The 23,693-nt window shown below is 73.1% G+C and carries 21 protein-coding genes; 10 read left to right on the top strand and 11 right to left on the bottom strand.

The window, feature by feature from the left end:
* Nucleotides 1–172 precede the first annotated feature (172 nt).
* Nucleotides 173–856 (top strand): uracil-DNA glycosylase, encoded by a 684-nt coding sequence (ung, locus tag ACGFRB_RS30495; RefSeq protein WP_393247656.1) that lies wholly within the window; start codon nucleotides 173–175, stop codon nucleotides 854–856.
* A 118-nt stretch (nucleotides 857–974) separates the two neighbouring features.
* Complete coding sequence (locus tag ACGFRB_RS30490; RefSeq protein ID WP_363007963.1) at nucleotides 975–1,409, top strand: hypothetical protein; 435 nt, start codon at nucleotides 975–977, stop codon at nucleotides 1,407–1,409.
* 88 nt (nucleotides 1,410–1,497) lie between these two features.
* Here the strand turns inward: ACGFRB_RS30490 and ACGFRB_RS30485 are convergent, their stop codons facing one another.
* From ACGFRB_RS30485 to ACGFRB_RS30475, 3 genes are all read right to left on the bottom strand, one after another.
* Nucleotides 1,498–1,950, bottom strand: a complete 453-nt coding sequence (locus ACGFRB_RS30485) for a hypothetical protein (protein WP_393247654.1) — start codon at nucleotides 1,948–1,950, stop codon at nucleotides 1,498–1,500.
* A gap of 138 nt (nucleotides 1,951–2,088) precedes the next feature.
* Nucleotides 2,089–2,625: a DinB family protein gene (locus ACGFRB_RS30480; RefSeq protein ID WP_393247652.1), complete on the bottom strand. Its 537-nt coding sequence runs from the start codon at nucleotides 2,623–2,625 to the stop codon at nucleotides 2,089–2,091.
* A gap of 95 nt (nucleotides 2,626–2,720) precedes the next feature.
* On the bottom strand, nucleotides 2,721–3,353 hold the full coding sequence (locus ACGFRB_RS30475; protein WP_393247650.1) for a TetR/AcrR family transcriptional regulator: 633 nt from the start codon (nucleotides 3,351–3,353) through the stop codon (nucleotides 2,721–2,723).
* 101 nt (nucleotides 3,354–3,454) lie between these two features.
* Here ACGFRB_RS30475 and ACGFRB_RS30470 point away from each other — a divergent pair, with 101 nt between their 5' ends.
* On the top strand, nucleotides 3,455–4,663 hold the full coding sequence (locus ACGFRB_RS30470) for an FAD-dependent oxidoreductase (protein WP_393247648.1): 1,209 nt from the start codon (nucleotides 3,455–3,457) through the stop codon (nucleotides 4,661–4,663).
* A gap of 96 nt (nucleotides 4,664–4,759) precedes the next feature.
* Complete coding sequence (locus ACGFRB_RS30465) at nucleotides 4,760–5,665, top strand: Gfo/Idh/MocA family protein (RefSeq protein WP_393247646.1); 906 nt, start codon at nucleotides 4,760–4,762, stop codon at nucleotides 5,663–5,665.
* Nucleotides 5,666–5,768: 103 nt separating this feature from the next.
* Here ACGFRB_RS30465 and lnt read toward each other — a convergent pair whose 3' ends face one another.
* From lnt to ACGFRB_RS30435, 6 genes are all read right to left on the bottom strand, one after another.
* Nucleotides 5,769–7,403 carry an apolipoprotein N-acyltransferase gene (gene lnt, locus ACGFRB_RS30460; protein WP_393247644.1) on the bottom strand — a complete coding sequence of 545 codons (1,635 nt, stop codon included), beginning with the start codon at nucleotides 7,401–7,403 and terminating at the stop codon, nucleotides 5,769–5,771.
* A gap of 203 nt (nucleotides 7,404–7,606) precedes the next feature.
* Entirely contained in the window at nucleotides 7,607–8,044 is a 438-nt protein-coding gene (locus ACGFRB_RS30455; protein WP_393247642.1) for a nuclear transport factor 2 family protein, read from the bottom strand.
* Nucleotides 8,045–8,265: 221 nt separating this feature from the next.
* Nucleotides 8,266–9,480, bottom strand: coding sequence for a cytochrome P450 (locus ACGFRB_RS30450; RefSeq protein ID WP_393247640.1), 1,215 nt, complete (start codon nucleotides 9,478–9,480; stop codon nucleotides 8,266–8,268).
* Nucleotides 9,481–9,672: 192 nt separating this feature from the next.
* Nucleotides 9,673–11,415, bottom strand: coding sequence for an acyl-CoA dehydrogenase (locus ACGFRB_RS30445; RefSeq protein WP_393247638.1), 1,743 nt, complete (start codon nucleotides 11,413–11,415; stop codon nucleotides 9,673–9,675).
* Nucleotides 11,416–11,895: 480 nt separating this feature from the next.
* Entirely contained in the window at nucleotides 11,896–12,771 is an 876-nt protein-coding gene (locus ACGFRB_RS30440; RefSeq protein ID WP_363007719.1) for an undecaprenyl-diphosphate phosphatase, read from the bottom strand.
* A 133-nt stretch (nucleotides 12,772–12,904) separates the two neighbouring features.
* Nucleotides 12,905–13,666, bottom strand: a complete 762-nt coding sequence (locus ACGFRB_RS30435) for a TVP38/TMEM64 family protein (protein WP_393247636.1) — start codon at nucleotides 13,664–13,666, stop codon at nucleotides 12,905–12,907.
* Nucleotides 13,667–13,857: 191 nt separating this feature from the next.
* Here ACGFRB_RS30435 and ACGFRB_RS30430 point away from each other — a divergent pair, with 191 nt between their 5' ends.
* The 3 genes from ACGFRB_RS30430 to ACGFRB_RS30420 all read left to right on the top strand — a co-directional run bounded on the left by ACGFRB_RS30430 (nucleotide 13,858) and on the right by ACGFRB_RS30420 (nucleotide 16,687).
* Nucleotides 13,858–14,616 carry a DNA alkylation repair protein gene (locus ACGFRB_RS30430; protein ID WP_393247634.1) on the top strand — a complete coding sequence of 253 codons (759 nt, stop codon included), beginning with the start codon at nucleotides 13,858–13,860 and terminating at the stop codon, nucleotides 14,614–14,616.
* Between the two features lie 78 nt (nucleotides 14,617–14,694).
* A complete protein-coding gene (locus tag ACGFRB_RS30425) occupies nucleotides 14,695–15,615 on the top strand; it encodes a patatin-like phospholipase family protein (RefSeq protein ID WP_393247632.1) in 921 nt (306 codons plus the stop codon).
* Between the two features lie 226 nt (nucleotides 15,616–15,841).
* Entirely contained in the window at nucleotides 15,842–16,687 is an 846-nt protein-coding gene (locus ACGFRB_RS30420) for a spermidine synthase (protein ID WP_393247630.1), read from the top strand.
* A gap of 116 nt (nucleotides 16,688–16,803) precedes the next feature.
* On the opposite strand, the gene ACGFRB_RS30415 is transcribed toward ACGFRB_RS30420, so the two are convergent.
* Both ACGFRB_RS30415 and ACGFRB_RS30410 read right to left on the bottom strand, forming a co-directional pair.
* A complete protein-coding gene (locus ACGFRB_RS30415) occupies nucleotides 16,804–18,105 on the bottom strand; it encodes an MFS transporter (protein WP_393247628.1) in 1,302 nt (433 codons plus the stop codon).
* Nucleotides 18,102–19,265, bottom strand: coding sequence for a hypothetical protein (locus tag ACGFRB_RS30410; protein ID WP_393247626.1), 1,164 nt, complete (start codon nucleotides 19,263–19,265; stop codon nucleotides 18,102–18,104). The genes ACGFRB_RS30415 and ACGFRB_RS30410 overlap by 4 nt, the downstream gene beginning before the upstream one ends.
* A 95-nt stretch (nucleotides 19,266–19,360) precedes the next feature.
* Between ACGFRB_RS30410 and ACGFRB_RS30405 the strand changes: the two genes are divergently transcribed.
* From ACGFRB_RS30405 to ACGFRB_RS30395, 3 genes are all read left to right on the top strand, one after another.
* A complete protein-coding gene (locus ACGFRB_RS30405; protein ID WP_361230734.1) occupies nucleotides 19,361–19,813 on the top strand; it encodes a DUF4442 domain-containing protein in 453 nt (150 codons plus the stop codon).
* Between the two features lie 307 nt (nucleotides 19,814–20,120).
* Nucleotides 20,121–22,901 carry a beta-glucosidase gene (locus tag ACGFRB_RS30400; RefSeq protein WP_393247624.1) on the top strand — a complete coding sequence of 927 codons (2,781 nt, stop codon included), beginning with the start codon at nucleotides 20,121–20,123 and terminating at the stop codon, nucleotides 22,899–22,901.
* 47 nt (nucleotides 22,902–22,948) lie between these two features.
* Nucleotides 22,949–23,638 carry a DedA family protein gene (locus ACGFRB_RS30395; RefSeq protein ID WP_393247622.1) on the top strand — a complete coding sequence of 230 codons (690 nt, stop codon included), beginning with the start codon at nucleotides 22,949–22,951 and terminating at the stop codon, nucleotides 23,636–23,638.
* Nucleotides 23,639–23,693: the final 55 nt, after the last annotated feature.

Genomic DNA, 23,693 nt, shown 5'->3' with positions numbered 1-23,693 from the left:
CGGCCCGGTGCGTGAGTCGGGCCCGGCATACGGGTCCGGTCGGGCACGGCCGGACGACGGCCGGTGGGACCGCCCAGCGGCCGGGCGGCGGTCGGTGGAGTACGGCATTGTCAGTGGCCCCCGGTAGGTTCTCGTTCGGAGTACCAAGCAAGCCCACCGGAGGTTGTTGACCGTGACCGACACCGACCAGCTGCCCGAGTCCTGGCGCGGCGTCCTCGGCGAAGAGCTGGAGAAGCCCTACTTCAAGGAGCTCACCGAGTTCGTCGAGGAAGAGCGGGCCAAGGGGCCGGTCTACCCGCCGCGCGACCAGGTCTTCGCCGCCCTCGACGCCACCCCGTTCGACCGGGTCAAGGTGCTGATCCTCGGCCAGGACCCGTACCACGGCGAGGGCCAGGGTCACGGTCTGTGCTTCTCCGTGCGGCCCGGCGTGAAGACGCCGCCCTCGCTGCGCAACATCTACAAGGAGATGCAGAGCGAGCTCGGGCACCCGATTCCCGACAACGGCTATCTGATGCCGTGGGCCGAGCAGGGCGTCCTGCTGCTCAACGCGGTGCTCACGGTCCGCGCCGGCGAGGCCAACTCGCACAAGGGCAAGGGCTGGGAGAAGTTCACCGACGCCGTCATCAAGGCCGTCGCCGCCCGCCCCGACCCGGCCGTCTTCGTCCTGTGGGGCAACTACGCCCAGAAGAAGCTGCCGCTCATCGACGAGACCCGGCACGTCGTGGTGAAGGGCGCCCATCCCTCGCCGCTGTCGGCGAAGAAGTTCTTCGGCTCCCGTCCCTTCACCCAGATCGACGAGGCCGTCGCCGCTCAGGGGCACGAGCCGATCGACTGGCGCGTCCCGGACCTCGGCTGAGCCTCGCCCGGATCCGGCGTGGCGACGGTTAGCGTCGGATCCGGCAATCCGTACGGGTGCCGCACGACAGCGCGTGGAGGCCGTAGTGACCGGGCAGCAGGTATCGGACGACGCCGTCATGACCAGGATCGGGCAGGCGATGATGCTGCTCCACGGCGGCGACCGGGAGGAGGCCCGCAACCGCTTCGGCGTCATCTGGGATCAGATCGGGCCGGACGGCGACCCGCTCCACCGCTGCACCCTCGCCCACTACATGGCCGACGCACAGGACGATCCCGACACCGAGCTGGCCTGGGACCTGCGGGCCCTGACCGCGGCCGAGGGCCTGGACGACGACCGCCTGGCCCGGCACGACTCGGCCGTCGCCCTGCGCGCCCTGTATCCCTCGCTGCATCTCAACCTGGCCGCCGACTATATGAAGCTGGCCCGCCCCGACGCGGCCCGGATCCATCTGGACCGGGCCCGCGAGGCCGCCGTAAGCCTGGACGACGACGGATACGGCAACGGGGTGCGGGCCGCGATCGACCGGCTGGAGCTGCGGCTGGAGGACTGAGCGCGGGGCCGTTCGCCGTGCGACGAGCCCGGTGAGGGCCCGTGGCGGGCGGCGGCGGGCGGAGGCGGGCGCGCGAGGGGCGCACGCCCTACTTCGCGTAGGTGTTCCGGCAGATCCGGGCCTGGGCGCTGTCGGAGCTCCAGCCGCCGAACACCGCGCCGAGCCGGCAGACGTCGGAGCGCGACTCGGGAAGCTCCGGCGGTCTGACGGGTGCGGCCGGCGGCCGGTGGGGCCGCGCGGCCGGTGGGCGCCCGGGGTGTGCGTGCGCTGGTGGGTGCCGGTGAGCCGGGTGCTTCCCGTCGTCCTCGGCGTGCTTCTCCAGCGAGGACTGGGGCTCGGGCTCCGGGGGATCGGGCATCGCCGCTTCCAGGGCCTCCCTGGCGGGGCCCGGGACGATCTGCGGCACGGCCTCGCCGCCGGCGGGGCCGGCCGAGGCGGCGGGTGCGGGGCGCGGGGCGACCGGCTCGACGGCGACGCAGCCGGACAGAGCGGCCATCGCCATCCCGGCGAGGAATGTCACGGTGGTTCTCGTTCGATGCACCCGCGCCACTTTGCAGGCCGGACCCCGTCCGGCGCGCCCCTACTCGCGGGGAATGCCCCGCATGGGTGAGCGCCGTGGTGCGCACTGACCGGCGCGCCCCGGGCGAATGCTCCCGTGCGCCGGGGTGTCGTGGGCGGGTCAGTTTCCGGTGGCGCCGTCGATGCGCTCCCGGATGAGGTCGGCGTGGCCGTTGTGGCGGGCGTACTCCTCGATCATGTGGAGGTAGATCCAGCGCAGGTTGACGGTCTTTCCCCGGCTGGTCGGGCGCAGGCCCTGGTCGTCGAGGTCGCGGCCGGCCGCGTTGGCCCGGGCGTGGGCGATCTGCTCCTGCCAGGTGGCGTACGCCTCCTCCCAGGTGTCCTCGTCGGTGACGTGGATGTCCCGGTCCTCGTCCTTCTCGTCGTCATAGAGCCACGGTGTGTCCTCGCCGGCCAGTACCCGGCGGAACCAGGCGAGTTCGACCTCGGCCATGTGCCGTACCAGACCGAGGAGGTTGAGGTCGGACGGCGGGACGGAGACGGTGCGCAGCTGGGCGTCGTCGAGACCCTGGCACTTCAGGGCGAGGGTCTCGCGGTGGAAGTCGAGCCACTGTTCCAGGGCGGCGCGTTCGCCGCTCAGGGTGTCGGGGCGGGTGCGGGGCGCGGGGGCGGTGCTGTCGGTGCTCATGCTCCTCATCGTGTCCGATGACATGGTGGTAGTGCCACGGAATTGACGGGGGATCAATGTGGCGGCAGTCGGGGCCGGGGTCGCCCGGCGGGCGCCGAGGTAGCTCAGCGCCCGCCGTCATCGGTGCCGGTGCCGGCGCCGGTGCCGAGCATGCCGCGCAGCAGTTCGTCGAAGCCGGTGCGCAGTTCCGCGCGGCTCGGGACCTCGGCGTGGAACGAGCCGGCCGCGCAGGAGAACATCAGCCCCTCGCACCACGCGATGAGGGAGAGCCCCTGGCGCTCCGGCGCGGGGGAGCCGGCCGCACGCAGCATCGCGATCACGGGGGTGCGGAAGACGGATCCGGCGGCGTCGAAGAAGGCGCGCAGCTCGGGGCGGCGGGTGGCCTCCAGGGCCAGTTCGTAGCGGGACACCAGGAGGGAGCGGTGGTCCGTCAGATAGCGGTGCAGGGCGAGCGCGAGGGCGTTCACCAGTTCCTCCGGTGCGGCCCCGGGCCCCGGCATCTCGTGCGGCGCGAGCACGACCGCCTCCCGCTCGGCCTGGCGTCGTACGGCGGTTTCCAGCAGGGCCTGGCGGGTGCGGGCGTGGTTGGAGGTGGAGCCCTGGGGGAGTCCGGCCCGCTCGTCGACGGCACGGTGGGTGAGTCCGCGCATCCCGCGCTCCACGAGCAGGTCGAGAGCGGCGTCGCCGATGCGGTCGGCGCGGCTGGACGGGGCGGCGGGGGCCGGTGCTGCGGTCATGGGGACAACCTATCGAGCGCCTTGTCTGGCCCCCGCGACTACACCTGTAGTACGTTCGAAGGGTAACTACATCTGTAGTCCCGTGCTTCCCAGGGGGAATCATGCAGCAGCAGCAGCAGCAGCAGCAGCAGCACCGTGCCGTCGTCGTCGGAGCCGGGATCGGCGGCCTCACCGCGGCCCTCGCCCTGCGCGCCCGCGGCTGGGACGTCACCGTCCTCGAACGGGCCTCCTCCCTCGCCCCCGTCGGCGCGGGCATCGGCCTCGCCCCCAACGCCCTGCGTGCCCTCGACACCGTCGGCCTCGGCGACCGGGTCCGCGCGCTCGCCGCCTGGCAGGGCGACGGCGGCATGCGCCGCCCCGACGGCCGCTGGCTCGTCCGTACCAGCGCCCGGGCCGCCGCCGACCGCTTCGGCGGCCCCCTCGTCCTGCTCCACCGCGCCACCCTCGTCGACCTGCTCGCCGACGCGCTGCCCGAGGACACCGTCCGCACCGGCGGCCCCGCCGTCCTCGCCGACCCCGGCGGCGCCGGCCGGCCCGCCCGGGTCACCATGCCCGACGGTGAGCTGGAGGCCGACCTGGTCGTCGCCGCCGACGGCATCCACTCCGCCGTCCGCCGGCTCCTCTTCCCCGGCCACCCCGGCCCGCGCTACTCGGGGTTCACCACCTGGCGCACCGTCGTCCCCGCCCTCGATGCCCCCTTCGCCCCGCACGAGACCTGGGGCCCCGGCCGCCTCTGGGGCAGCCAGCCGCTCAAGGACGGCCGCGTCTACGCGTACGCCATGGCCGCCGCCCCCGCCGGGGAGCACGCCCCCGGCGGCGAGAAGGCCGAACTCCTGCGTCGGTTCGGCGACTGGCACCACCCCGTCCCCGCGATCCTGGCCGCCTGCGACGAGGACACCGTCCTGCGCCACGACGTCCACCAGCTGACCGACCCGCTGCCCTCCTTCCACCTCGGCCGCGTCGCGCTGCTCGGCGACGCCGCCCACGCCATGCAGCCGACGCTCGGGCAGGGCGGCAACCAGGCCATCGAGGACGCCGTCGTCCTCGCCCACCACGCCGGACCCGGCCGGGAGGTCTCAGTGGCGCTCGCCGCGTACACCGCCGACCGGCTGCCGCGTACCACCGCCCTGGTCCGCAAGGCCGCCCGCACCGGCCGCCTCGCCCTGCTCTCCGCCCGCCCCGCCGTCGCGCTGCGCGACACCGCGATGAGCGCCGTCTCCCGCTTCGGGCCCGGCCTGGTGCTGCGCGGCTTCGACGGCATCGCGGACTGGCGGCCGCCGACCGGTGACGCGCCCGCGCGCGTAAGCTGACCGCCGCGAAAACCATGAACCGGCGACACCCGCGACACATGCGAAAACCGTGAACTCCCTTTCGGTGAACGGGAACAGACCCCAAGGAGAGACCCCGTGAAGGTCGGCTGCATCGGACTCGGTGACATCGCGCGCAAGGCGTACCTGCCCGTCCTGTCCGCCCTTCCCGGGGTCGAACTGCACTTCCAGACCCGCACCCCCGCCACCCTCGACCGGGTCGCCGACCTCTACCACCTGCCCGCCGAGCGCCGTCACCACGACCTCGACTCGCTGCTCGCCGCGGGCCTCGACGCCGCCTTCGTCCACGCCTCCACCGCCGTGCACCCGGAGATCACCACCCGGCTCCTGGAAGCGGGCGTGCCCACGTACGTCGACAAGCCGCTCGCCTTCGACTACGCCACGTCCGAGCGGCTGGTCGAACTCGCCGAGAAGCGCGCCGTCGGTCTCGCCGTCGGCTTCAACCGGCGCCACGCCCCCGGCTACGTCTCCTGCCTGGACCACCCGCGCGACCTGATCGTGCTCCAGAAGCACCGGACCGGACTGCCCGAGGACCCGCGCACCTTCATTTTCGAGGACTTCGTGCACGTCGTGGACACACTCCGCTTCCTGGTGCCCGGCGAGATCGAGCACACCCAGGTACGGGCCAGGGTCGAGAACGGCCTCTTGCACCATGTGGTGCTCACGCTCTCCGGCGACGGCTTCACCGCGCTCGGCCTGATGAACCGTTCCAGCGGCTCCACCGAGGAGGTCCTGGAGGTCTCCGGGCGCGACGCCAAGCGCCAGGTCGTCAACCTCGCCGAGATCGTCGACCACCACGGCGACCCCACCGTGCGGCGGCGCGGCGACTGGGTGCCGGTCGCCCGGCAGCGCGGCATCGAACAGGCCGCTCTCGGCTTCCTCGACGCCGTACGCGAGGGCCGCCCGCTCAGCGCCCGGGACGCCCTGCTCAGCCACGAACTGTGCGACCGCGTCCTGCGCGAGGTCCTCGCCCAGACTTCCTGAAGCCAGGCGTTCCGTGCCGGGGCTTTCCCGGCACGGGCGTCCTGAGCCGGGGCTTTCCGGACCGGTGGCTTTCCTCCGCGTCGGAGCCTCTCCGGTCCGGACGCTAGGGGTTCTCCGGCGCGTCCTGGCCGGGTTCGGACCTCGCCCGCCGGGCGGCCCCGAGCCGCGCCGAGACCACCGCGCCCGCCGCCACGGCCAGCGCCAAGGCCGCCGCGTACACCGGCCACGGCCCCAGCCGGTCGTACGGCGTCCGGGTCCGGGAGAGCGGCAGTGTGTAGACCGCCGTGGTGCTGAGGTCGGTGCCGAGCACCGGGCCGGTGCGCCGCCCGTCGGGGGCGTACGCGGCACTGATCCCGGTCAGTGTCGCGTGCACCATCGGCCGCCCTGTCTCCGCCGCCCGCAGCGCGCCGAGCGAGGCGTGCTGCGCCGGGGCCCAGGTGTTCTGGAAGGTGGACGTGGCCGACTGCGCGACGATCACCTGCGCGCCCATGTCGGCCAGATGCCGGCTCATGTCGGGAAAGGCCGTCTCGAAACAGATCAGCGGGCCGATCCGCAGGCCGGGCATGCCCGTACCGCCGGGCACCGGTGGCAGGGTCATCACCACCGGCGTGGTGCCGCGCCGGCGGTTCACCGCCGCCGCCTTGCCCACCGAGGTGGCCCAGCCGAGCAGCGACCGCAGCGGGATGTACTCGCCGAACGGGACCAGCCGCATCTTGTCGTAGCGCTGCCCCGTCGGCCCGTCCGCGCCGATCAGGACCGCGCTCTTGTAGATGCCGGGCCGGTCGGAGCGGTGCGCGTCCACGTTCACCAGGACGGGCGCGCCGACCTCCCGGACGAGCGCGGCGAGCCGGGCCGCGAGGTCCGGCCGGGACCGCAGGTCCGTGCCGACGCTGCTCTCGCCCCACACCACGAGGTCGAGGCGCTTCCCGGCCAGTGTCCGGGTCAGCCGCTCGCCCCGGTCGAAGCGCCGTGTGGCACCGCCGGGCCCGTCGAACACGCCCGGCTGGACGACCCCGATCCGGACGCTGCCGGAGGTGTGCGGTGCGGGGAACAGCCAGGGGGCGAGCGCCAGGAGGAGGACGCAGTCGAGGACTCCGGCGGCTCCGGCGAGCGCGGTACGGCGGGCCCGCGGGGACCTGCGGGCCCGTGCGAGCGCGATGACGAGCAGCGCCACGGCCGTGTTCGCCGCCACCACCAGCAGGCTCAGCAGCCAGACCCCGCCGGCCGAGGCCAGCCGCAGCGCGGGCGGAACCTGCCACTGACTCGCCCCCAGCAGCCCCCACGGGCCGCCGAGCGCCTGCCAGGAGCGGACGAGTTCGATCATCAGCCAGCCGGAGGGGACGAGGACGAGCGCGGCGCAGGCCCGCGCCGGGGTCGGCATCCCGCGAAGCGCCGTCCGCACCAGCCGGCCCCACGGCAGCCACAACAGCCCGAACAGCGCGGCGAGGACGAACAGGAAGACATGCAGGCTCGACAGCAGCCAGTGGTGGACGGCCAGCATGAAGCCGGCGCCGCCGCACCAGCCGTCGAAGCCGGCCCGGCGCGCGGTCGGCGCCGTGCGGATCAGCAGCAGGAGCGGTACGAGGGACACATACGCCCACCACCACAGGCCGGGGGTGGGGAAGGCGAACACGGGCAGGGCGCCGAGGACAAGCGCGAGCAGGGACCGGCCGGTCCCGGCCCACCGGCCCCCGCGCGTGGGCCTGGCCCGGGACTTGGCCGCGAACGCTGTTCGCATGCCGCGCCTCCAGGAGTCGTCTCCAGTGTGCGCGCGGTCGGTCTCCCGGGCGGGGTGGCGCGCGGAACGGAACCGGCGGCGGGGCAGGCGGAGCACGGCGCCCGGACCGGATCCGGACCCGAAGGCGCTGAGGGCGAGGGTGAGGGCGAGGGCATGGACGGGGGTAGGGGCCGGGTGCGCGAGGGGCCGTGCGCCGGGACGCCTCACACCCGGCGCCACTTCTCCTCGACGACGACCGAACCCAGCCGCCAGTTCTCGTCCACGCGGAGCGCGGTGAAGGCGTACCGCCCACCCGACATGTACTCCGCGCCGGACGCGAACCGCATCGGATTGAGGTAGTCGGCCCGGACGCTCGCCGCGCCGTCCGGATGGCCCGCCGGGTCCGCCAGGACGATCCGGCGGTTGAGGATGAGGTGCTGGCGTACGGGGAACAGCCGCATCGACTCCGCGAGCCAGTGGGCGACCTCGTCTACCGGACCCTCGATCCCGCCCGAGGAGCGGTAGTCGGCCCGCCCGCCCGGTACGAACAGGGCCCGGTACGCACCCCAGTCGGCGTCGTCCACGGCCATCGCGTAGCCGGTGACCAGGTCGTCCACGGCGAGCCGGGCCATTACGGCGGCGAGATCCACGCGCTGCGTCATCGGCTCAGTGTCGGCCTGCGGGCACCGTGGGGCCAAGGGGCGTGCGGGGACGGGATCGAACCTGCCCCCGGCACTCGGCCGCGGGGCATATGCCGGTGTTCCGGTGCGACGGGGTCGGCATATGCCGGCCATGAAGGATTCGTCGTATGCCCGGCGGTCCGGCGGTGGAACCCCGAGGCACCGCCGGACCCGCCAGGGGCCGCGCCGTGATCGGTCGCCCTTCAGCCGCGTCCGCTCAGCCGTACGGGCAGGGAGCTGTAACTATTGAGGATGAAGGTCGCCATGGGCTCCAGCTCTCCGGCCGTGTGTGCCGGCGCCATGTCGGGGAAACGTGCGAACAGCTGCCGGAGAGCGATCTCCGTCTCCATCCGGGCCAAGGGTGCTCCGATGCAGAAGTGGACTCCGTGCCCGAAGCCCAGATGCTCCCTGCCGCCGCGCAGTACGTCGAACGTGGCTTCCCCGCCCTGGTCCTCCATCTCGCCGAAGAAGCCCACAAGGATCGCGTCACCCTTCTTGATCAGGACGTCTTCCAGCTGGATGTCGTCCACCGCGAAGCGCAGGGGCGAGAACCCTCCGGGGCTGCGCGGGCCGCTCATGACCTCCGCGATCACGTCCTGCCAGTCGGCCCGGCCGGCCTGGACATGACCGAGCTGATCAGGGTGGTGGAGCAGCTCGGCGATGGCGTTGGTGAGCAAGGCGCAGGTCGTGTGCTGCCCCGCCGAGATCATGAGGTGCAGGGTCCCGATGAGCTCCTGTTCGCTGAGCCCGTCTCCCTGGTCCCGCGCCGTCAGCAGGGCGGAGGTCAGGTCGTCTCCCGGCTCCGCGCGTCTGGCGGCCACCAGCTCGGTCAGCAGCCGACGGATCACCAGCTGGGCCGCCGTGGCCTGTTCGGGCGTCACGAGGGTGCTGAAGGCTGTCTTCATCGCCCCGCACAGCGCGTTCCTGCTCGACTCGGAGACCCCGAACAGCTCGCAGACCACCAGCATGGGAAGTCGCTCCCCGATGGCCTCACGGATGTCGACCTCGTGGCCGGCCGGCAGGGCGGCGAGCTCGTCGACGAGCTGCCTGGTGATCTCCTCGACGCGAGGCCGCAGCGCCTCGGTGCGCCGTGTGGTGAACGCGCCCGCGACGAGCTTGCGCAGCCTGGCGTGCTCGTCACCGTACGCCTGGAACATGCTCTCCACCGCGACCCATGGGTACAGCGGCCAGTCCTGCGGGACCCGTCCCGCGACGAACTCCGGCCAGTGCCGGCGGGCCGACCTTGAGACCCTGGGGTCGGTGAGCAGGCGTTTGGCGTACTCGCGCTTGATGACGGCCCAGGCGGGGATCCCTCCGGGCATGAGTACTTCGACAGCCGCTCCCTGGGTACGCAGCCGTGCGACTTCACCGGCGAGATCCCGTCCCGCGGCATCCAGGGTGTACGGGCATGCGGTCATGATCGGCCCTCCGTCCAACTGGTCAGGTGTAGCTGTGAGCTGCCCGCCTCGACGTCCATGGCGACGCGGACGGTTCCTCTTCACGCGTCATGCGGACATGACGTCGCGTCCCGGACAGGGCGCCCACGTCAGGCGAATTCCCTCCCCGAACTCTCCGCCGGGTCACCTTGCGGTGCGTCGCGGCCCGACGGGTCACGCTTCGGGGCTCTCCTCGGCCGTCGAACGGATCAGAGCGTCGAAGCGCTGTGCGTAGTCGCTGTTGGCGATGGGGATCGCGGACAGGTGCTGTGACGGCAGGTCGAAGGCGTCGACGAAAGTCAGCATGTGAGGTGCCAGCGCCGCCACGGTCTCCTCGAGGGTGTCCGGCAGCGCGAGGACATGGTCCCCATGCATCCGGCCGGCCGCGAGCAGGTCGCCGGTGTGCCGGTTGAGCTCTTGCACAAGGAAGAGGCGGCACAGGAGTTCGAGAAGGTTCCGCCCCTGAGGCGTGGCCGCCTTGCCGGCGGCGGCGATGAACGCGTCGGCGGCGAGGAGGCGCGCGTGCGCGGAGACCATCTCCAGGGCAGCGGGGGACGCTCTGTTCCAGCGGCCCAGGGAGTTCTTCGAAGGCCCCTGCCGCAGGGCGGTCCTGGCCCGCTGCTGCCAGATCGCCTCGAGGTCGGCGAGGAGTGAGCGCAGGTACGCCAGGTCGGTGAGGGACTCCTGGGCCGTCACCCGGCCGCTCGGCGTGCCGCGGTCCACTTGATGCCCGAGGATCATCTCGGCGGCGGCCTTGAGCCAGATGACCAGGTTGTCCCCCTCGGCCGTGATGGTGCCTTCGAGTTCCATCGGGTACTCGGCGAGGCCGTTCAGCGGGAAGAGCCCTTGGGCCCCGCACCGTTCACGGCATTCCAGGGTGATCTCCCGCGCCTGCCAGGTGATCCACGCCTTGGCGATGGCCGCGGTGCGTTCGGCCCGCGCTGTCGTGTCCGGGGTGTGGTGCTTCCACTCCGCGACGACCGACCGGTGCAGAAAGGTCATGGCGTAGTTCGTGGCCAGGGACCGGAGCAGATTGCCGTGGTGGCTGCGGTGGGCGGCCAGGGGGACGCGTTCAGCGGCCCGCGGGCCGCTGATGTCACGGTGATGGGCATAGCGGACCGCGATGTCCAGCGCCGCGCGTGACACCCCCACCCCACAGGCGCTCATACAGAGTTTGCCCTGGGTGACCCGGCCGATGGACCGCAGGAAACGCTTGCGCCGGCTGCCGAGGTTGCTGGTGAGTCTTCCGTCACGGTCCAGACGGCCGTGGTCGGCCTGTAACAGGGCGTCCGGGGGAAGGCGCACGTGATCGAAGCCGGTGATGCTGTGGTCGACCGGGCCGCCCGTGCGATCCGGCATCCGAAGGACGCGCACCCCCGGTAGCGGGCCCTTCTCGTCGCTCAGCGGGACAAGGAAGAGGAACACGCCCTCGTCCTGGCCGTCCACGAGGAGACGCGCCGCGACCACACCGCTCTTCGCCCCTCCCACCATGCTGGTGTTGGGCATGAACTTCTGGGCGCCGGGGTGCGGGGTGTGCAGGACGAACCCACCGGTCACGGGGTCGAGTTCGGCTGTGGTCTCCAGGGCCGCGACATCGTTGCCGTGGGCGATCTCCGTACACAGAAAGGTACCGATGCGCCGCATCGACGCGAAGTCGGAGAGATCCCGGTCCGCTCCGCTGTCGTGATCGAGCAGACTGCCGAGGAAGAGGTTGTAGTGAATGCTGATCAGGGAACCCAGGCGGCCGTCCGAGATCCCGGCCCACTCGTGGAGGCTGGCCAGCCTCTGCGGATCACGCGCCAGCTCCACCGCGTCGTCCGTCACTTCGTTGACGACCCGGAGTCGGTCGTACGCCAGGGATATTCGCTCGGCGGGAGTCAGCTCTGGCCGATGGCGAAAAATCTCGCGGGAAATCATGGCGCGCCAGCCGGAATGCACTCGCTCACGCTGGTCTTCGTCATAGAGCAGATAGGAAAGATCTTCCCGGACCGCGGTGAGGGACCCGGGCGGAGCGTCCTTCGCGGAAGGCGAAGCTCTGCCTTGCGGCGGTCTCACGGTGCGAGAGTCGTCATGGTGGAACGTCATCGTATCCACGAGGCTCGTGTCACCCCTTTGAGTCATGGCTCGGCTGGGACGTGAGAGGTTCGCGGCTTCACCATACGACCCGTCGACGTGACCTTGGCGTGGTCTCGGATTCCTGTCTCGAATCGACCGCAGCGAGCGCCGTCCCTCGATGCAGGGGCGTCGCCGCGTCCGTCGAGAGGAGGGGTGGGGGCGTCGCGGATCGCCGCGGGCGGTGCCTTCACGCCCTGCCGGGACATCGTCTTCAGGGTGAACGTGTCGTTCCGGTGGCACCGGATTCATGGGCCGGGGCGTGCACCGGAAAGGGCCGAGCGGTCAGCCGGCCGACTCGCCCGCGTGCGGGCTGAGCACTCCCACGCCCACCAGGATCAGCAGCAGGACGCCGAGCAGGATCCGGTAGATCACGAACGGCATGAAGGACTTCGTGGTGATGAACTTCATGAACCACGCGATGACCGCGTAGCCGACGACGAAGGCGATGACCGTGGCGAACAGCGTGGGGCCCCACGACACATGGCCGCTCTCGGCCGCGTCCTTCAGCTCGAACACGCCGGAGGCGAGCACCGCGGGGATGGCGAGGAGGAAGGAGTAACGGGCGGCGGCCTCGCGGGTGTACCCCATGAACAGGCCGCCGGAGATGGTCGCGCCGGACCGGGAGACACCGGGGATCAGCGCCATGGCCTGGCAGAAGCCGTAGATCAGACCGTCGCGGACGCCCAGTTCCCTCAGCGTCTTGCGCTCGCGCGCGGCGCGGTGCCGGCCGCCGGCCTCCTGACGGGCCGCGAGCCGGTCGGCGACGCCCAGCACGATGCCCATGACGATGAGGGTCGTGGCGGTGATCCGCAGATCACGGAACGGGCCCTCGATCTGGTCCTTCAGCGTCACGCCGAGCACACCGATCGGGATGGAGCCGACGATGACCAGCCAGCCCATCTTGGCGTCGTGGTCGCCGCGCATCGACCGGTCGAACAGCGAGCGGAACCAGGCGGAGACGATCCGCGCGATGTCCTTGCGGAAGTAGAGCAGGACGGCGGCCTCGGTGCCGATCTGGGTGATCGCGGTGAACGCGGCGCCGGGGTCCTCCCAGCCGGAGAACGCCGCGGTGAGCCGCAGGTGCGCGCTCGAGGAGATCGGGAGGAACTCCGTGAGCCCCTGGACGAGTCCGAGGATGAATGATTCGAACCAACTCATGGGGGCAGGGCCGTCCCGGATATGCGTGTGTGGCGGGCGAGGGGAGCGCAGCGTACCGCTGGAAGGTGACGGGGGCGTGGACACGAGGTGGCCGCACGGGGCGGCGCCGGGCGGGGCCCGGGGTGGCCTGTGCTCAGGCGGGCACGCTCTCGCGTGCGTCGGCGGTGTTCGCCACCTCGGGGTCCGCGTTCCCGGCGGGCTCCCCGGCCGCGTCCCGCAGATGGTGCCGCTTGCGCCAGCCCACCACCGCCGCGCCCGCCCCCGACAGGACGATGAACCCGGCCGAGGCCAGGAACGCGGGGGAGGTGGGCGAGGTGGCCTCGCTGCCCGCGACCGCGTAGGCGGCGGTATTCGGGACCGAGCCGAGACCGGTCGCCAGAAGGAAGTGCGCGTAGCGCATCCGGGACACCGAGGCCGCGTAGTTGGCCACCGCGAACGGCATCCCCGGGAACAGCCGGATCGCCAGCATCGAGCGGAAGCCGTGCCGGCTCAGCTGCCCGTCCGCCGCCTTCAGCCAGCGGCCCCGGACGTAGGGGCGCAGCGCCTCCTGGCCGAGCGCACGGCCGAGCGCGAAGGACAGACCCGCGCCGAGGACCGTGCCGGCCAGCGCCCCCGAGAAGCCGGCCAGGCCGCCGAAGAGCGCCCCCGCCGCCAGGTTGAGGATCGGCCGGGGGACGAGCGCCGCCGTGCACACGCCGTACGCCAGACCGAACACGACGACGGCACCGGCCCCGCTCAGTTGCGGCGGCCAGCCCGACGCGAGCAGCCGCTGCGGCTCGAAGAGCAGCACCGACAGTCCCGCGGACAGCAGAATCACGGCCAGAAACACCAGCCGGGCCTTGGGCGACAGAAGCACGCGGGGAGCGTAACCGACACCCGGGCGTGATCGCCGCATCCGTGCGTGCTCTCGCCATCGCGAGGAGGGTGGGGACGGAGGCCGGGTGCGGCGGTCGAGTACGGAAGTCCAGGGGGAGGCGGCCGGGTGCGGAGGCCGAGTGCGGATCCGTACGACGGTCGGGCACGGAGGCCGGGTGCGGCGGTCGCGTACGACGGTCCCTTACGGACGGCCCGCCCTACAGTGACCCCATGACGCCCGCCGTCCCCGACAGCACCGCCCCGGACACCCCCGTCACCCCCGACGCTCCCGTCACCCCCGACGCTCCCGGCAGCGCCCTCGCCGACACCGTGCTCGCCCGGCTCACCGACGTCTACCCGGCCGCGGGCGATCCCGTCCGGGCGGGGGAGATGGCCGCGTACATGAAGGACGTGGCCCCCTTCCTCGGTCTGCGCAGCCCGGAACGACGGGCTCTGTCCCGTACCGTCCTGGCCGGTCTGCCCGCCCCCGCCGAGGCCGACTGCACGGCCGTCGCGCTGCGCTGCTTCGCCCTGCCCGAGCGCGAGTACCACTACTTCGCCGTCGACTATCTGCGCCGTCACGCCGGGCGCTGTTCCTCGGCCTTCCTCCCGGTCGCCCGCACCCTGATCACCACCGTCCCCTGGTGGGACACCGTCGATCTGCTCGCCGCGCATGTCGTCGGCGCCCTCGTCACCGCCGATCCCGCCCTCGCCGCCCGCATGGACGAGTGGATCGCCGACGACGACCGCTGGATCGTCCGCACCGCTCTGCTCCACCAGCTCCGTTTCAAGGACGCCACCGACACCGGCCGGCTCTTCTCCTACTGTCTGCTCCGCTCCGGTCACCCCGACTTCTTCATCCGCAAGGCGATCGGCTGGAGCCTGCGGGAGTACGCCAAGACGGACCCGGAAGCCGTGCGTGCCTTCGTCGCGGAGCAGTCCTCCCGGCTGTCCCCGCTCTCGATGCGCGAGGCCATGAAGAACCTTTGAAAGCATGCGAGTTGGCGTGAGTGTCGTATTCCCGCCCCCGGTCGGTGCGGGTCCCGGCCGGTCCGGCACACTCGGTTCATGGACAAGACGACGGGGCGTACGGCACTGGTACTCGGCGCGGGCGGAATGTCCGGCGCGGGGTGGGAGATCGGGATTCTGTGGGGGCTCGCCGAGGCGGGGACCGACCTCACGACCGCCGATCTGATCGTCGGCAGTTCGGCGGGCGCCGTCGTGGGGGCCCAGGTGGCCTCCGGGAAGTATCCGCTCGACGAACTCTACGAGAGCCAGCTCACCGTGCCCACCGGAGAACTGCCCGGCCGGCTCGGCGCCGGGGCGATCATCAAGTACACGCTGGCCGTGCTGCGTTCGCGTACTCCCGAGGAGTACGGGCGGCGGCTCGGCCGGCTCGCCGCGGCCACCGGGACCGTTTTGCCCGCCGCCCGCCGGGAGGTCGTCGCCGGCCGGATCGGCCGGGACCTCGACTGGCCGGACCGGCGGCTGCTCGTCACCGCCGTCGACGCCGAGAGCGGCGAACTCGCCGCCTTCGACGGCCGCGGCTTCGGTCATGGACATGGGCCTGGCGCCGGCCGCGACTCCGGCCACGGCTCCGGACCGTTCGCGGAGGTCCCGCTTCTCGACGCCGTCACCGCCAGCTGCGCCATCCCCGGCGTCTGGCCGGTCGTCGAACTCGCCGGGCGCCGGTGGATCGACGGCGGGATCCACTCCACCGCCAACGCCCAGCTCGCCGCGGGCTACGAGCGGGTCGTGATCATCGCGCCCAGCGCGGCCGGCAACAAGGCGATCGTGTCCCCGGCCCGACAGGGCGCCGAACTCGCCGCGGCGGGTGCCCGGGTCGAGGTCGTCACCCCGGACGCCGAGTCGAAGCGGGCCCTGGGCCGGGGCGCGATCGACCCGGCCCGCCGGGTCCCGGCGGCCCGCGCCGGACGCGCTCAGGCCGCCGCCCACGCGAAGGCGGTCGCGGCGGTCTGGGCGGGCTGAGGCAGGGCCCTGGCCGGTCGGACCAGGCGGGGCCGGGCCGCGCGCGAAGGCGTCGCGGCGGCGGTACCGCCCGGCCGGAGTCCGCCGCCGGCGAGGACGACACTACCGGCGGGACCGGCGACGGGATCGGAACCTCGGCCAGGGCGGCACCGCAACCGGGGGGCGAGCCGTCGGCCGGGGCGGTACCGCCGACGGGAGCGGGGCGCGGCCCCGGCACAATGAACGCGTGAACGAGCAGATTCCCGTCATCCGTGACGTCGACTGGGGCACCGCCCGGCTCATGCCCGACGTGGACACCGAGCGGGGCTGGCTGCTCACGGTCGACGGCGCGCCCCAGTCGTACGTCGACCTCGACGACCCGGCCCACCTGGAGTTCGAGTACGCGCAGCGGCTCGCCCATGTCGCGGATCACGCCGCCGCGCCGGGCGTCCCGCTCGACGTCGTCCACCTGGGCGGCGGGGCGCTCACCCTGCCCCGGTACCTCGCGGCCACCCGGCCCGGCTCCCGGCAGCACGTGGCCGAGGCCGACCGGGGACTGCTCGCGCTCGTCGCCGAGTGTCTGCCGCTGCCCGCCGGATCCGGGATCGAGGTCCACGCCGCCGACGCCCGCCAGTGGCTGGAGGCCGCGCCCGACGCTTCGGCGGATCTGCTGATCGCCGATGTCTTCGGCGGCTCCCGGGTCCCGGCGCACCTCACCTCGCTGGAGTACGCGGAGCAGGCCGGGCGGGTGCTCCGGCCGGGCGGCACCTACGCGGCGAACCTCGCGGACGGCGCCCCATTCGCCTTCCTCCGCGCGCAGCTCGCCACCTTCGCGGCCGTCTTCCCCGAACTGGCGCTGATCGCCGAACCGGCGGTGCTGCGCGGACGGCGCTTCGGCAACGTCGTGCTCGTCGCCTCCGACCGGCCGGTCGACATCGCGGGCCTGGCCCGCCGTACCGCCGCCGATCCCTTCCCTGCCCGAGTGGAATGGGGCGAGCCGCTGGCCCGCTTCACCGGCACCGCCCGGCCGGTACGGGACACGGAGGCGGTGCCGTCGCCCGTACCGCCGGACGGTTCCTTCGGCATCGGCTGATCACACGCCGCCACGGGACCTCGCGCGGGTGCCGGGCCGTTCTCGGCCCCGTACCCCGCCTCGTCCTCGGCCCCGTACCCGTCCGGTCGCTGCCCCAGGCGCTCGGCGCTCGGCGGTCACGACCGCTGGGCCGGCGTCTCCTCGCTCCGCGTCTCCTCGCTCCGCACCGCCTCGCCGTCCGAGCCCGTCACCGTCTTCGTCGTCGCGGGACGGCGCGTCAGGTTCCGTACGTCCGGCACGAGCAGCACCAGGGCGGTGACCACGACGATGATCGTCACGGAGCCCCACAGCGCGGTGCTCCGGCCGAACACCTGCTCGGCGGGGCCGGCCAGCGCCGTGGACAGCGGCAGCATCGCCGTCGAGCCGAACCAGTCGTAGGCGGAGACCCGGGACAGCTTCTCCTCGGGGATCTCCTGGTGCATCGCCGTCATCCAGGAGACGCCGAACACCTCGATCGCGACCCCGCTGACGAACATCGCGACGGACAGTCCGAGCACGTCGAGCGGCACCGCGAGCGCCGCCGAGGGCAGCGCGATCGGGAAGACGCACAGGGTGCCCACGAACAGCATCCGGCGCGGCTTCCACCGGGCCATCAGGAACGCGCCGCACAGGGTGCCGACCCCGAACGCGGCGAGCGCGAGGCCCCAGGGCCGGGCGCCGCCCAGGTGGTCGCGGGCGACCAGCGGCCCGTACACCGACTCGGCCGCGCCGATCAGCGCGACCACCACCGAGAACTGGGCGACGATCGCCCACAGCCAGGGGCGGCCGATGAACTCGTCCCAGCCCTCGCGCAGATCGGCGAGCAGTCCGCCGCCCGGCGCGCGGGCGGGGATGTGCCGGACGTCGAGGAAGGCGCGCAGTCCGCCCGCCACCGCGAACGCCGCCGCGTCGATGGCCAGCACCCAGCCCGGCCCGAACGCCGCGATCAGCGCGCCGCCGAGCGCCGCCCCGCCGATTCCGGCGCCGTGCATGGCCATCCGGAAGAGCGCGAAGGCACGGCTGACCTGCTCGCCGCTGACGCTGGACATCAGCATGCCCTCGGCGGCCGGGCTGAAGAACGCCTGCCCGGTGCCGCACAGCGCGGTCAGCAGCATCATGTGCCACAGCCGGGCCTCGTCGGTGAGCACGAGCACGGCGAAGACGGCCTGCGAGACGAAGTTGAGCGCGTTGGCGGCGACCATCACCCGGTGCCGGGGCACCCGGTCGGCGATCGCGCCGCCGACGAGCAGGAAGAGCACCAGGGGCAGGGTGCGGGCCATCGCCACCAGGCCCACGTCACCGCCGTCACCGCCGGACTGGATGACGGCGAACGCCGCCGCGATCAGGGCACCGTGGGTGCCGAGGTTGGTGACGATCGCGGCGGCGGTCAGCAGCAGATAGTTCCGGCCGGCCCAGTCGGGTCTGCGGGAACGGATCACGACTGCGGGGTGCCCGGAGCCAGTCGCACGGTGGAGAGGATCTTCTTGATCGTGGCGTCGGGCAGCTCCTCGTTCACGCCCTTGGCGGCGTAGATCACGAAGGAGGAGTAGTCGCCCTTGGCGTTCTTGAAGGAGAAGGCGAGGGACTTGCCGTCCGACTCGCACTTGTTGCGCTTCTTGATGCCGGGGGCGACAGCGGTGGCCATGCTGCCCTGGAGGCCGGACGCGGTGGTGTACGGCTCGGCCTTGGTGATCTTGATGGTGCCCTTGGGCATGTGCTGGGCGTAGCCGGCCCACACCCAGTTGCCGGCCTCGTTGTACGCGGCCTCGTCGGTGTTCTTGGCGCCCTGGCCGCCCTTGGTGCCGGCGGTGCTGAGCCCCCAGGTCTCCTCGGTGCCGTCCTTGTTGGTGTCGTACGTGCACCAGTTGCTCTTGAGGTGCGCGGGCGAGGACATGGTGACGACGGGGGAGCCGTCGCCTTTCTCCTCGTCCTCGAAGAAGGTGACCACGCCGGGCTTGGAGACCTCCCACTCCGGCGGGACGTCGAACAGCGTGCCGTGCTTGGGGTTGTAGACGACCTTCCAGCCGGGGATCGTCGGCTGGACGGACGCCCCGGAACGGGGGTTGTCCAGCGACGGGGACGCCGGGGAGGAGGGCTGCGCGGAGGCGGTCTGTGGCGCCTTGGGGTCGTCGGCCTGGTTCTTCTTGTCGTCGCCCTTGCCGAGGACCAGATAGCCGGCCACGCCCGCCGCCGCGAGCACCGCCACGGCGGCGACGATCGCCACCACGGTGGTCTGCTTCTTCTTGCCGCCACCGCCATTGCCGCCGCTGCCGTCGCCGCCGCCGAACTGGGCCGGGGCGGGCACCGCGTACTGGCCGGCCGGCATGGTCGGCTGCTGGTACGGGTTCTGCTGGTCGTAGCCACCAGGCTGCCCGTAACCACCGGGCTGGCCGTAGCCGGGCTGCGGTCCCGGCTGCTGGTACGGGTTCGGCTGGCCGTAACCGCCCGGCTGGGCCGGCTGCTGGTACGGGCCCGGCTGCTGGCCCGGCTGCTGGTTCGGCGCACCGTAGCCGGGCTGCGGCCCCGGCTGCGCGTACGGGTTCTGACTCTGGTCCTGCGGGTTCTGCTCGCCCCCGGGCGGCTGCTGTCCTGGCCACATGGCCAGTAACGATAGATGCCCGGCGGGAGGCGGGCTACGGCCGCCCCTGGCGAGGTATGGCCCCGATTGACTACTCGTGGGTAACATCACGGCCCATGAGCGCAGAACAGATGTCCGTCGGCGAGATGCTCGCCGCCACGGTGCCGATGGCCAAGACCCTCGACCTCGAGTTCCTGGAGACCACCGCCGAGCGCGCCGTGGTCCGCCTGCCGGACCAGGCCGCCTACCACAACCACGTGGGCGGCCCGCACGCCGGCGCCATGTTCACCCTCGCCGAGTCCGCGAGCGGGGCCATCGTCCTGGCCGCCTTCGGCGACCAGCTGAAGCGCGCGGTGCCGCTCGCCGTCAAGGCCGAGATCGCGTACAAGAAGCTCGCCATGGGCGTCGTCACCGCCACCGCGACGCTGGGCCGCCCGGCCGCCGAGGTCGTCGCCGAGCTCGACGCGGGGCAGCGCCCCGAGTTCCCGGTGCGGATCGACATCACGCGCGAGGATGGCGCCGTCACCGGCGAGATGACCGTCCTGTGGACCCTGCGCCCGAACGCCTGACGGGGATACGGGGGGCGGGTTCCTGACGGGGACACCGGACGCGGGGGCGGGTGCGGGGTGTGAGGTACGGGGCCCGGCGGGCGACCGTACCCCCAAGGCCCGTACCCCCAAGGCCCGTACCCCCAAGGCCCGCACCCACCGGGCTCCCGCCCACCGGGCCTCGTGGCTCGGCTGGGTGGCCGTCCGCCTGGGTGGCGGCCCGGACGGGGCCGCGCCCGGCACGGCGGCGCGAAAACGGATGAATCGTCACGCATAGTGCGGTCGACGTGCGATCGCAGGCATCGTGCCGGTCCGAAGGAGCGCCGCCGTGTCCCATGCCCCCGCCCCACAGCAGCCGGAGCCGTCCCCGGGGGACCGGCCCGCCGCGTCCCGCCGGATCCCCCGGCGCCGGCTGCTGCGCACCCTCGCGGGCGCGGCGGCCCTGACCGCCGCTTCCGCTCCCGCTCCGGCCGGCGCGGCCCCGGCCGCCGCCCGCCCCCGGGGCCCCGGCGACCTGCCCGCGAGAACCCGGGCGAGCGAACGCGTCGCCGAACTCCTCGCCCGCCTCACCCTCGACGAGAAGACCGCGCTGCTGCACGGCGCCACCGACCCCGAGAACCTCGGCCAGGCCGGTTACGTGCCCGGCGTCCCCCGCCTCGGCATCCCGCCCCTCCGGCTCGCCGACGGCCCCGCCGGGATCCGGGTCCACGCGCACGCCACCGCCCTGCCCGCGCCCGTGATGCTCGCCGCCGCCTTCGATCCCGGCCTCGCCCGCGCGTACGGGCGGGTCCTCGGGCGCGAGGGCCGCGCCCTCGGCCAGGACGTGCTCCTCGCGCCCATGGTCAACCTCATCCGCACCCCGTACGGCGGCCGGAACTTCGAGACCTTCTCCGAGGACCCGCTGCTCTGCGCCGACCTGGTCGCCGAGGAGATCCGCGGCATCCAGGCCGAGGGTCTGATCGCCACCGTCAAGCACCTCGCCCTCAACAACCAGGAGCGCGACCGGACGACGGTCGACGTCCGGGTCGGCGAGCAGACCCTGCACGAGACCGAACTGCGCGGCTTCGAGGCCGCCGTCGCCGCCGGCGCCGGCTCCGTCATGGCCGCGTACAACAAGGTCGACGGGGTCCACGCCACCGAGAACCGGGCGCTCCTCACCGACCTGCTGCGCGGCCGGTGGGGATTCGACGGCTGGGTGACGAGCGACTGGGAAGCCGTCCACACCGCCGGCGCGCTCACCGCCGGCTGCGACCTGGAGATGCCGGGCGGCGAGCACTTCGGCGCCTCGCTCGCGGACGCCGTCCGCGAGGGGCGGGTCGACGAGGCGGACGTCGACACCGCGGTACGCCGGCTGCTGACCGTATGCGAACGCTTCGGCGCACTCGACCCGGAGCGGGACGGCGGTGGCCTCGCCCCCGGCGCCGCCGAAACCGAGGCCGGGACCGAGGCCGAGACCGAAACCCGGACCGAGACCGAGACCGAGACCGAGACCGGGACCGAGGCCGAGACCGAAACCCGGACCGAGACCGAGACCGAGGCCGGGACCGAGGCCGAGGCCGCGAACGCGACGGCCACCGGGGCCGGGACCCGGATCGCCACCGCCACCACCCGCCCCGCTCGCGACGCCGCCGCCGGGGCCCGGCTCGCGCTGCGCGTGGCCCTCGCCGGTGCCACCCTGCTGCGCAACGAGAACCGGGCGCTCCCGCTCACCGGCCCCGCCGCCCGTTCCCTCGCCGTCATCGGCCCCACCGGCCGGGTGCCGTTCGTCAGCGGCGGCGGCAGCGCCCATGTCGTCCCGGATACCGCCGTCAGTCCGCTCGACGCCCTGCGCGCCCGCGCCGGCGACGGCGCGACCATCACGTACGCCCTCGGGGAGGACCCCTACGGCAAACCCCTGACCGCCACCGGCGCCGGCTTCCGGCCCGCCCCCGATCTCGACGCCGTCCGGGTCGCCGCCGGCGGGACCCACCACTACGAGGGCACCCTCACCACCACGGCGGACGGCGACTGGAGCTTCTTCGTCCACTACTCCGGCACCCGCCCCACCGTGACCCTCGACGGCAGCGAACTCTTCCCCACCCGGGAGGGCGTCGGAGAGTTCTTCAACGGCGGCCTCGGCGGCAACGCCGCCGACGGCCTCGGCCTGCGCCGCGCCGAACGCCGGCTCGCCGCCGGCACCCACCACCTCACCGTCACCGCCGACGGCGGCACCGACGGACAGCTCTTCCGGCTGCGCGCGGCCGACCCGGTCACCCGCGCCGCCGACCTCGCCGAGGCGACCGCCGCCGCCCGCGCCGCCCACAGCGTCGTCCTCTTCGCCTACGAGGACGCCACCGAGGGCCGCGACCGCACCGGGCTCGCCCTGCCCGGCCGTCAGGAGGCCCTGATCGAGGCGGTGACCGCCGCCAACCCCCGGACCACCGTGGTCCTCAACACCTCCTCCGCCGTCACCATGCCCTGGCTCGCGGACACCGCGGCGGTGCTCCAGATGTACTACCCGGGCCAGGAAGGCGGCCCCGCCACCGCCGCCGTGCTCTTCGGCGACGCCGACCCCGGCGGCCGGCTCACCCAGACCTTCCCGCGCTCCGACGACGCCCACCCCACCGCCGGCGACCCCGCCCGCTACCCCGGTAGGGACGGCGTCGAACGGTACGGCGAGGGCGTCCATGTCGGATACCGCTGGTACGACGCCGAGGACGTCACCCCGCTCTTCCCCTTCGGCCACGGCCTGTCGTACACCACCTTCCGCTACGAGGGCCTGGCCGTCGCCCCCGCGCCCGAGCCCGGCGGGCTGCGCGTCTCCTTCACCGTCGTCAACACCGGGACCCGGGCCGGGACCGACGTCCCCCAGGTGTACGTCGGGCCGTCACCGGACCTCGCCGGCCTCGGCATCGACCAGCCGCGCCGGCTGCTCGCCGGCTACCAGCGGCTCCGGCTGGCCCCCGGCGAGCGGCGCAGGATCACCGTCCCGCTCGCCGCCCGCACCCTTTCCTCCTGGGACGAGGTCCGCCACCGCTGGACGCTGGGCACCGGAGCGCGCCAGGTCGCGGTCGGGGCGTCCGCCCGCGACCTGGTCCTGCGAGCGCGGGCCGTCGTGCGTACACCCTGACCGGGTAGGCTGCCCGAGTCGGTCGCGCCCACGGGAGAGGAACGCGCGTGCACGTCCAGGAATGGCTGGAGACGATCCCCGCGGTCGCCGTCTACGCGCTGGTCGGGCTGGTGATCGGGCTGGAGAGCCTGGGCATCCCGCTGCCCGGCGAGATCGTCCTCGTCAGTTCGGCCCTGCTGGCCTCCCAGCACGGCCACATCAACCCGTACGTCCTCGGTGCCTGCGCCACCGTCGGTGCCGTCGTCGGCGACTCGATCGGCTACGCCATCGGCCGCAAGGGCGGCCGGCCCCTGCTCACCAAGCTGGGCAAGAAGTTCCCGAAACACTTCAGCGAGGCCAATGTCGGCCTCGCCGAGCGCTCCTTCGAGAAGTGGGGCATGTGGGCGGTCTTCTTCGGCCGCTTCGTCGCCCTGCTGAGGATCTTCGCCGGGCCGCTGGCGGGCGTGCTGCGCATGCCCTACTGGAAGTTCCTGATCGCCAACGTCTTCGGCGGCGTGCTGTGGGCGGGCGGCACCACGGCCGTCATCTACACGGTGGGCGTCGTCGCCGAGGCGTGGCTCAAGCGCTTCTCCTGGCTGGGACTGGTGCTCGCGGTCCTCATCGGCCTCGGCTCGCTGCTCATCCTGAAGAACCGGGCCAAGAAGGCCGCCGCCGAGGCCTCCGCGCGGACGGCGGCGGAGGCCGGCGGGAATGGCGGGACGGGCGGCGGCCCGGCCGCCGAAACCGCCGGCAACTGACCCGCCGATCCGGCGAGAACGGCACGAAACCTCGAAGAGGGGCCCCGGGCACGAG

The organism is Streptomyces sp. NPDC048718, assembly GCF_043198875.1.
In the GTDB taxonomy this organism is placed as follows: Bacteria; Actinomycetota; Actinomycetes; order Streptomycetales; family Streptomycetaceae; genus Streptomyces.
This window is presented reverse-complemented; position numbering and strand designations above follow the sequence as displayed.

Coding starts and splice junctions, on each gene's coding strand:
- ACGFRB_RS30490 (WP_363007963.1), top strand. CDS start 975: ATGACCAGGATCGGGCAGGCGATGATGCTGCTCCACGGCGGCGACCGG.
- ACGFRB_RS30480 (WP_393247652.1), bottom strand. CDS start 2,625: ATGAGGAGCATGAGCACCGACAGCACCGCCCCCGCGCCCCGCACCCGC.
- ACGFRB_RS30475 (WP_393247650.1), bottom strand. CDS start 3,353: ATGACCGCAGCACCGGCCCCCGCCGCCCCGTCCAGCCGCGCCGACCGC.
- ACGFRB_RS30470 (WP_393247648.1), top strand. CDS start 3,455: ATGCAGCAGCAGCAGCAGCAGCAGCAGCAGCACCGTGCCGTCGTCGTC.
- lnt (WP_393247644.1), bottom strand. CDS start 7,403: ATGCGAACAGCGTTCGCGGCCAAGTCCCGGGCCAGGCCCACGCGCGGG.
- ACGFRB_RS30455 (WP_393247642.1), bottom strand. CDS start 8,044: ATGACGCAGCGCGTGGATCTCGCCGCCGTAATGGCCCGGCTCGCCGTG.
- ACGFRB_RS30450 (WP_393247640.1), bottom strand. CDS start 9,480: ATGACCGCATGCCCGTACACCCTGGATGCCGCGGGACGGGATCTCGCC.
- ACGFRB_RS30445 (WP_393247638.1), bottom strand. CDS start 11,415: ATGATTTCCCGCGAGATTTTTCGCCATCGGCCAGAGCTGACTCCCGCC.
- ACGFRB_RS30440 (WP_363007719.1), bottom strand. CDS start 12,771: ATGAGTTGGTTCGAATCATTCATCCTCGGACTCGTCCAGGGGCTCACG.
- ACGFRB_RS30435 (WP_393247636.1), bottom strand. CDS start 13,666: ATGCGGCGATCACGCCCGGGTGTCGGTTACGCTCCCCGCGTGCTTCTG.
- ACGFRB_RS30430 (WP_393247634.1), top strand. CDS start 13,858: ATGACGCCCGCCGTCCCCGACAGCACCGCCCCGGACACCCCCGTCACC.
- ACGFRB_RS30425 (WP_393247632.1), top strand. CDS start 14,695: ATGGACAAGACGACGGGGCGTACGGCACTGGTACTCGGCGCGGGCGGA.
- ACGFRB_RS30410 (WP_393247626.1), bottom strand. CDS start 19,265: ATGTGGCCAGGACAGCAGCCGCCCGGGGGCGAGCAGAACCCGCAGGAC.
- ACGFRB_RS30405 (WP_361230734.1), top strand. CDS start 19,361: ATGAGCGCAGAACAGATGTCCGTCGGCGAGATGCTCGCCGCCACGGTG.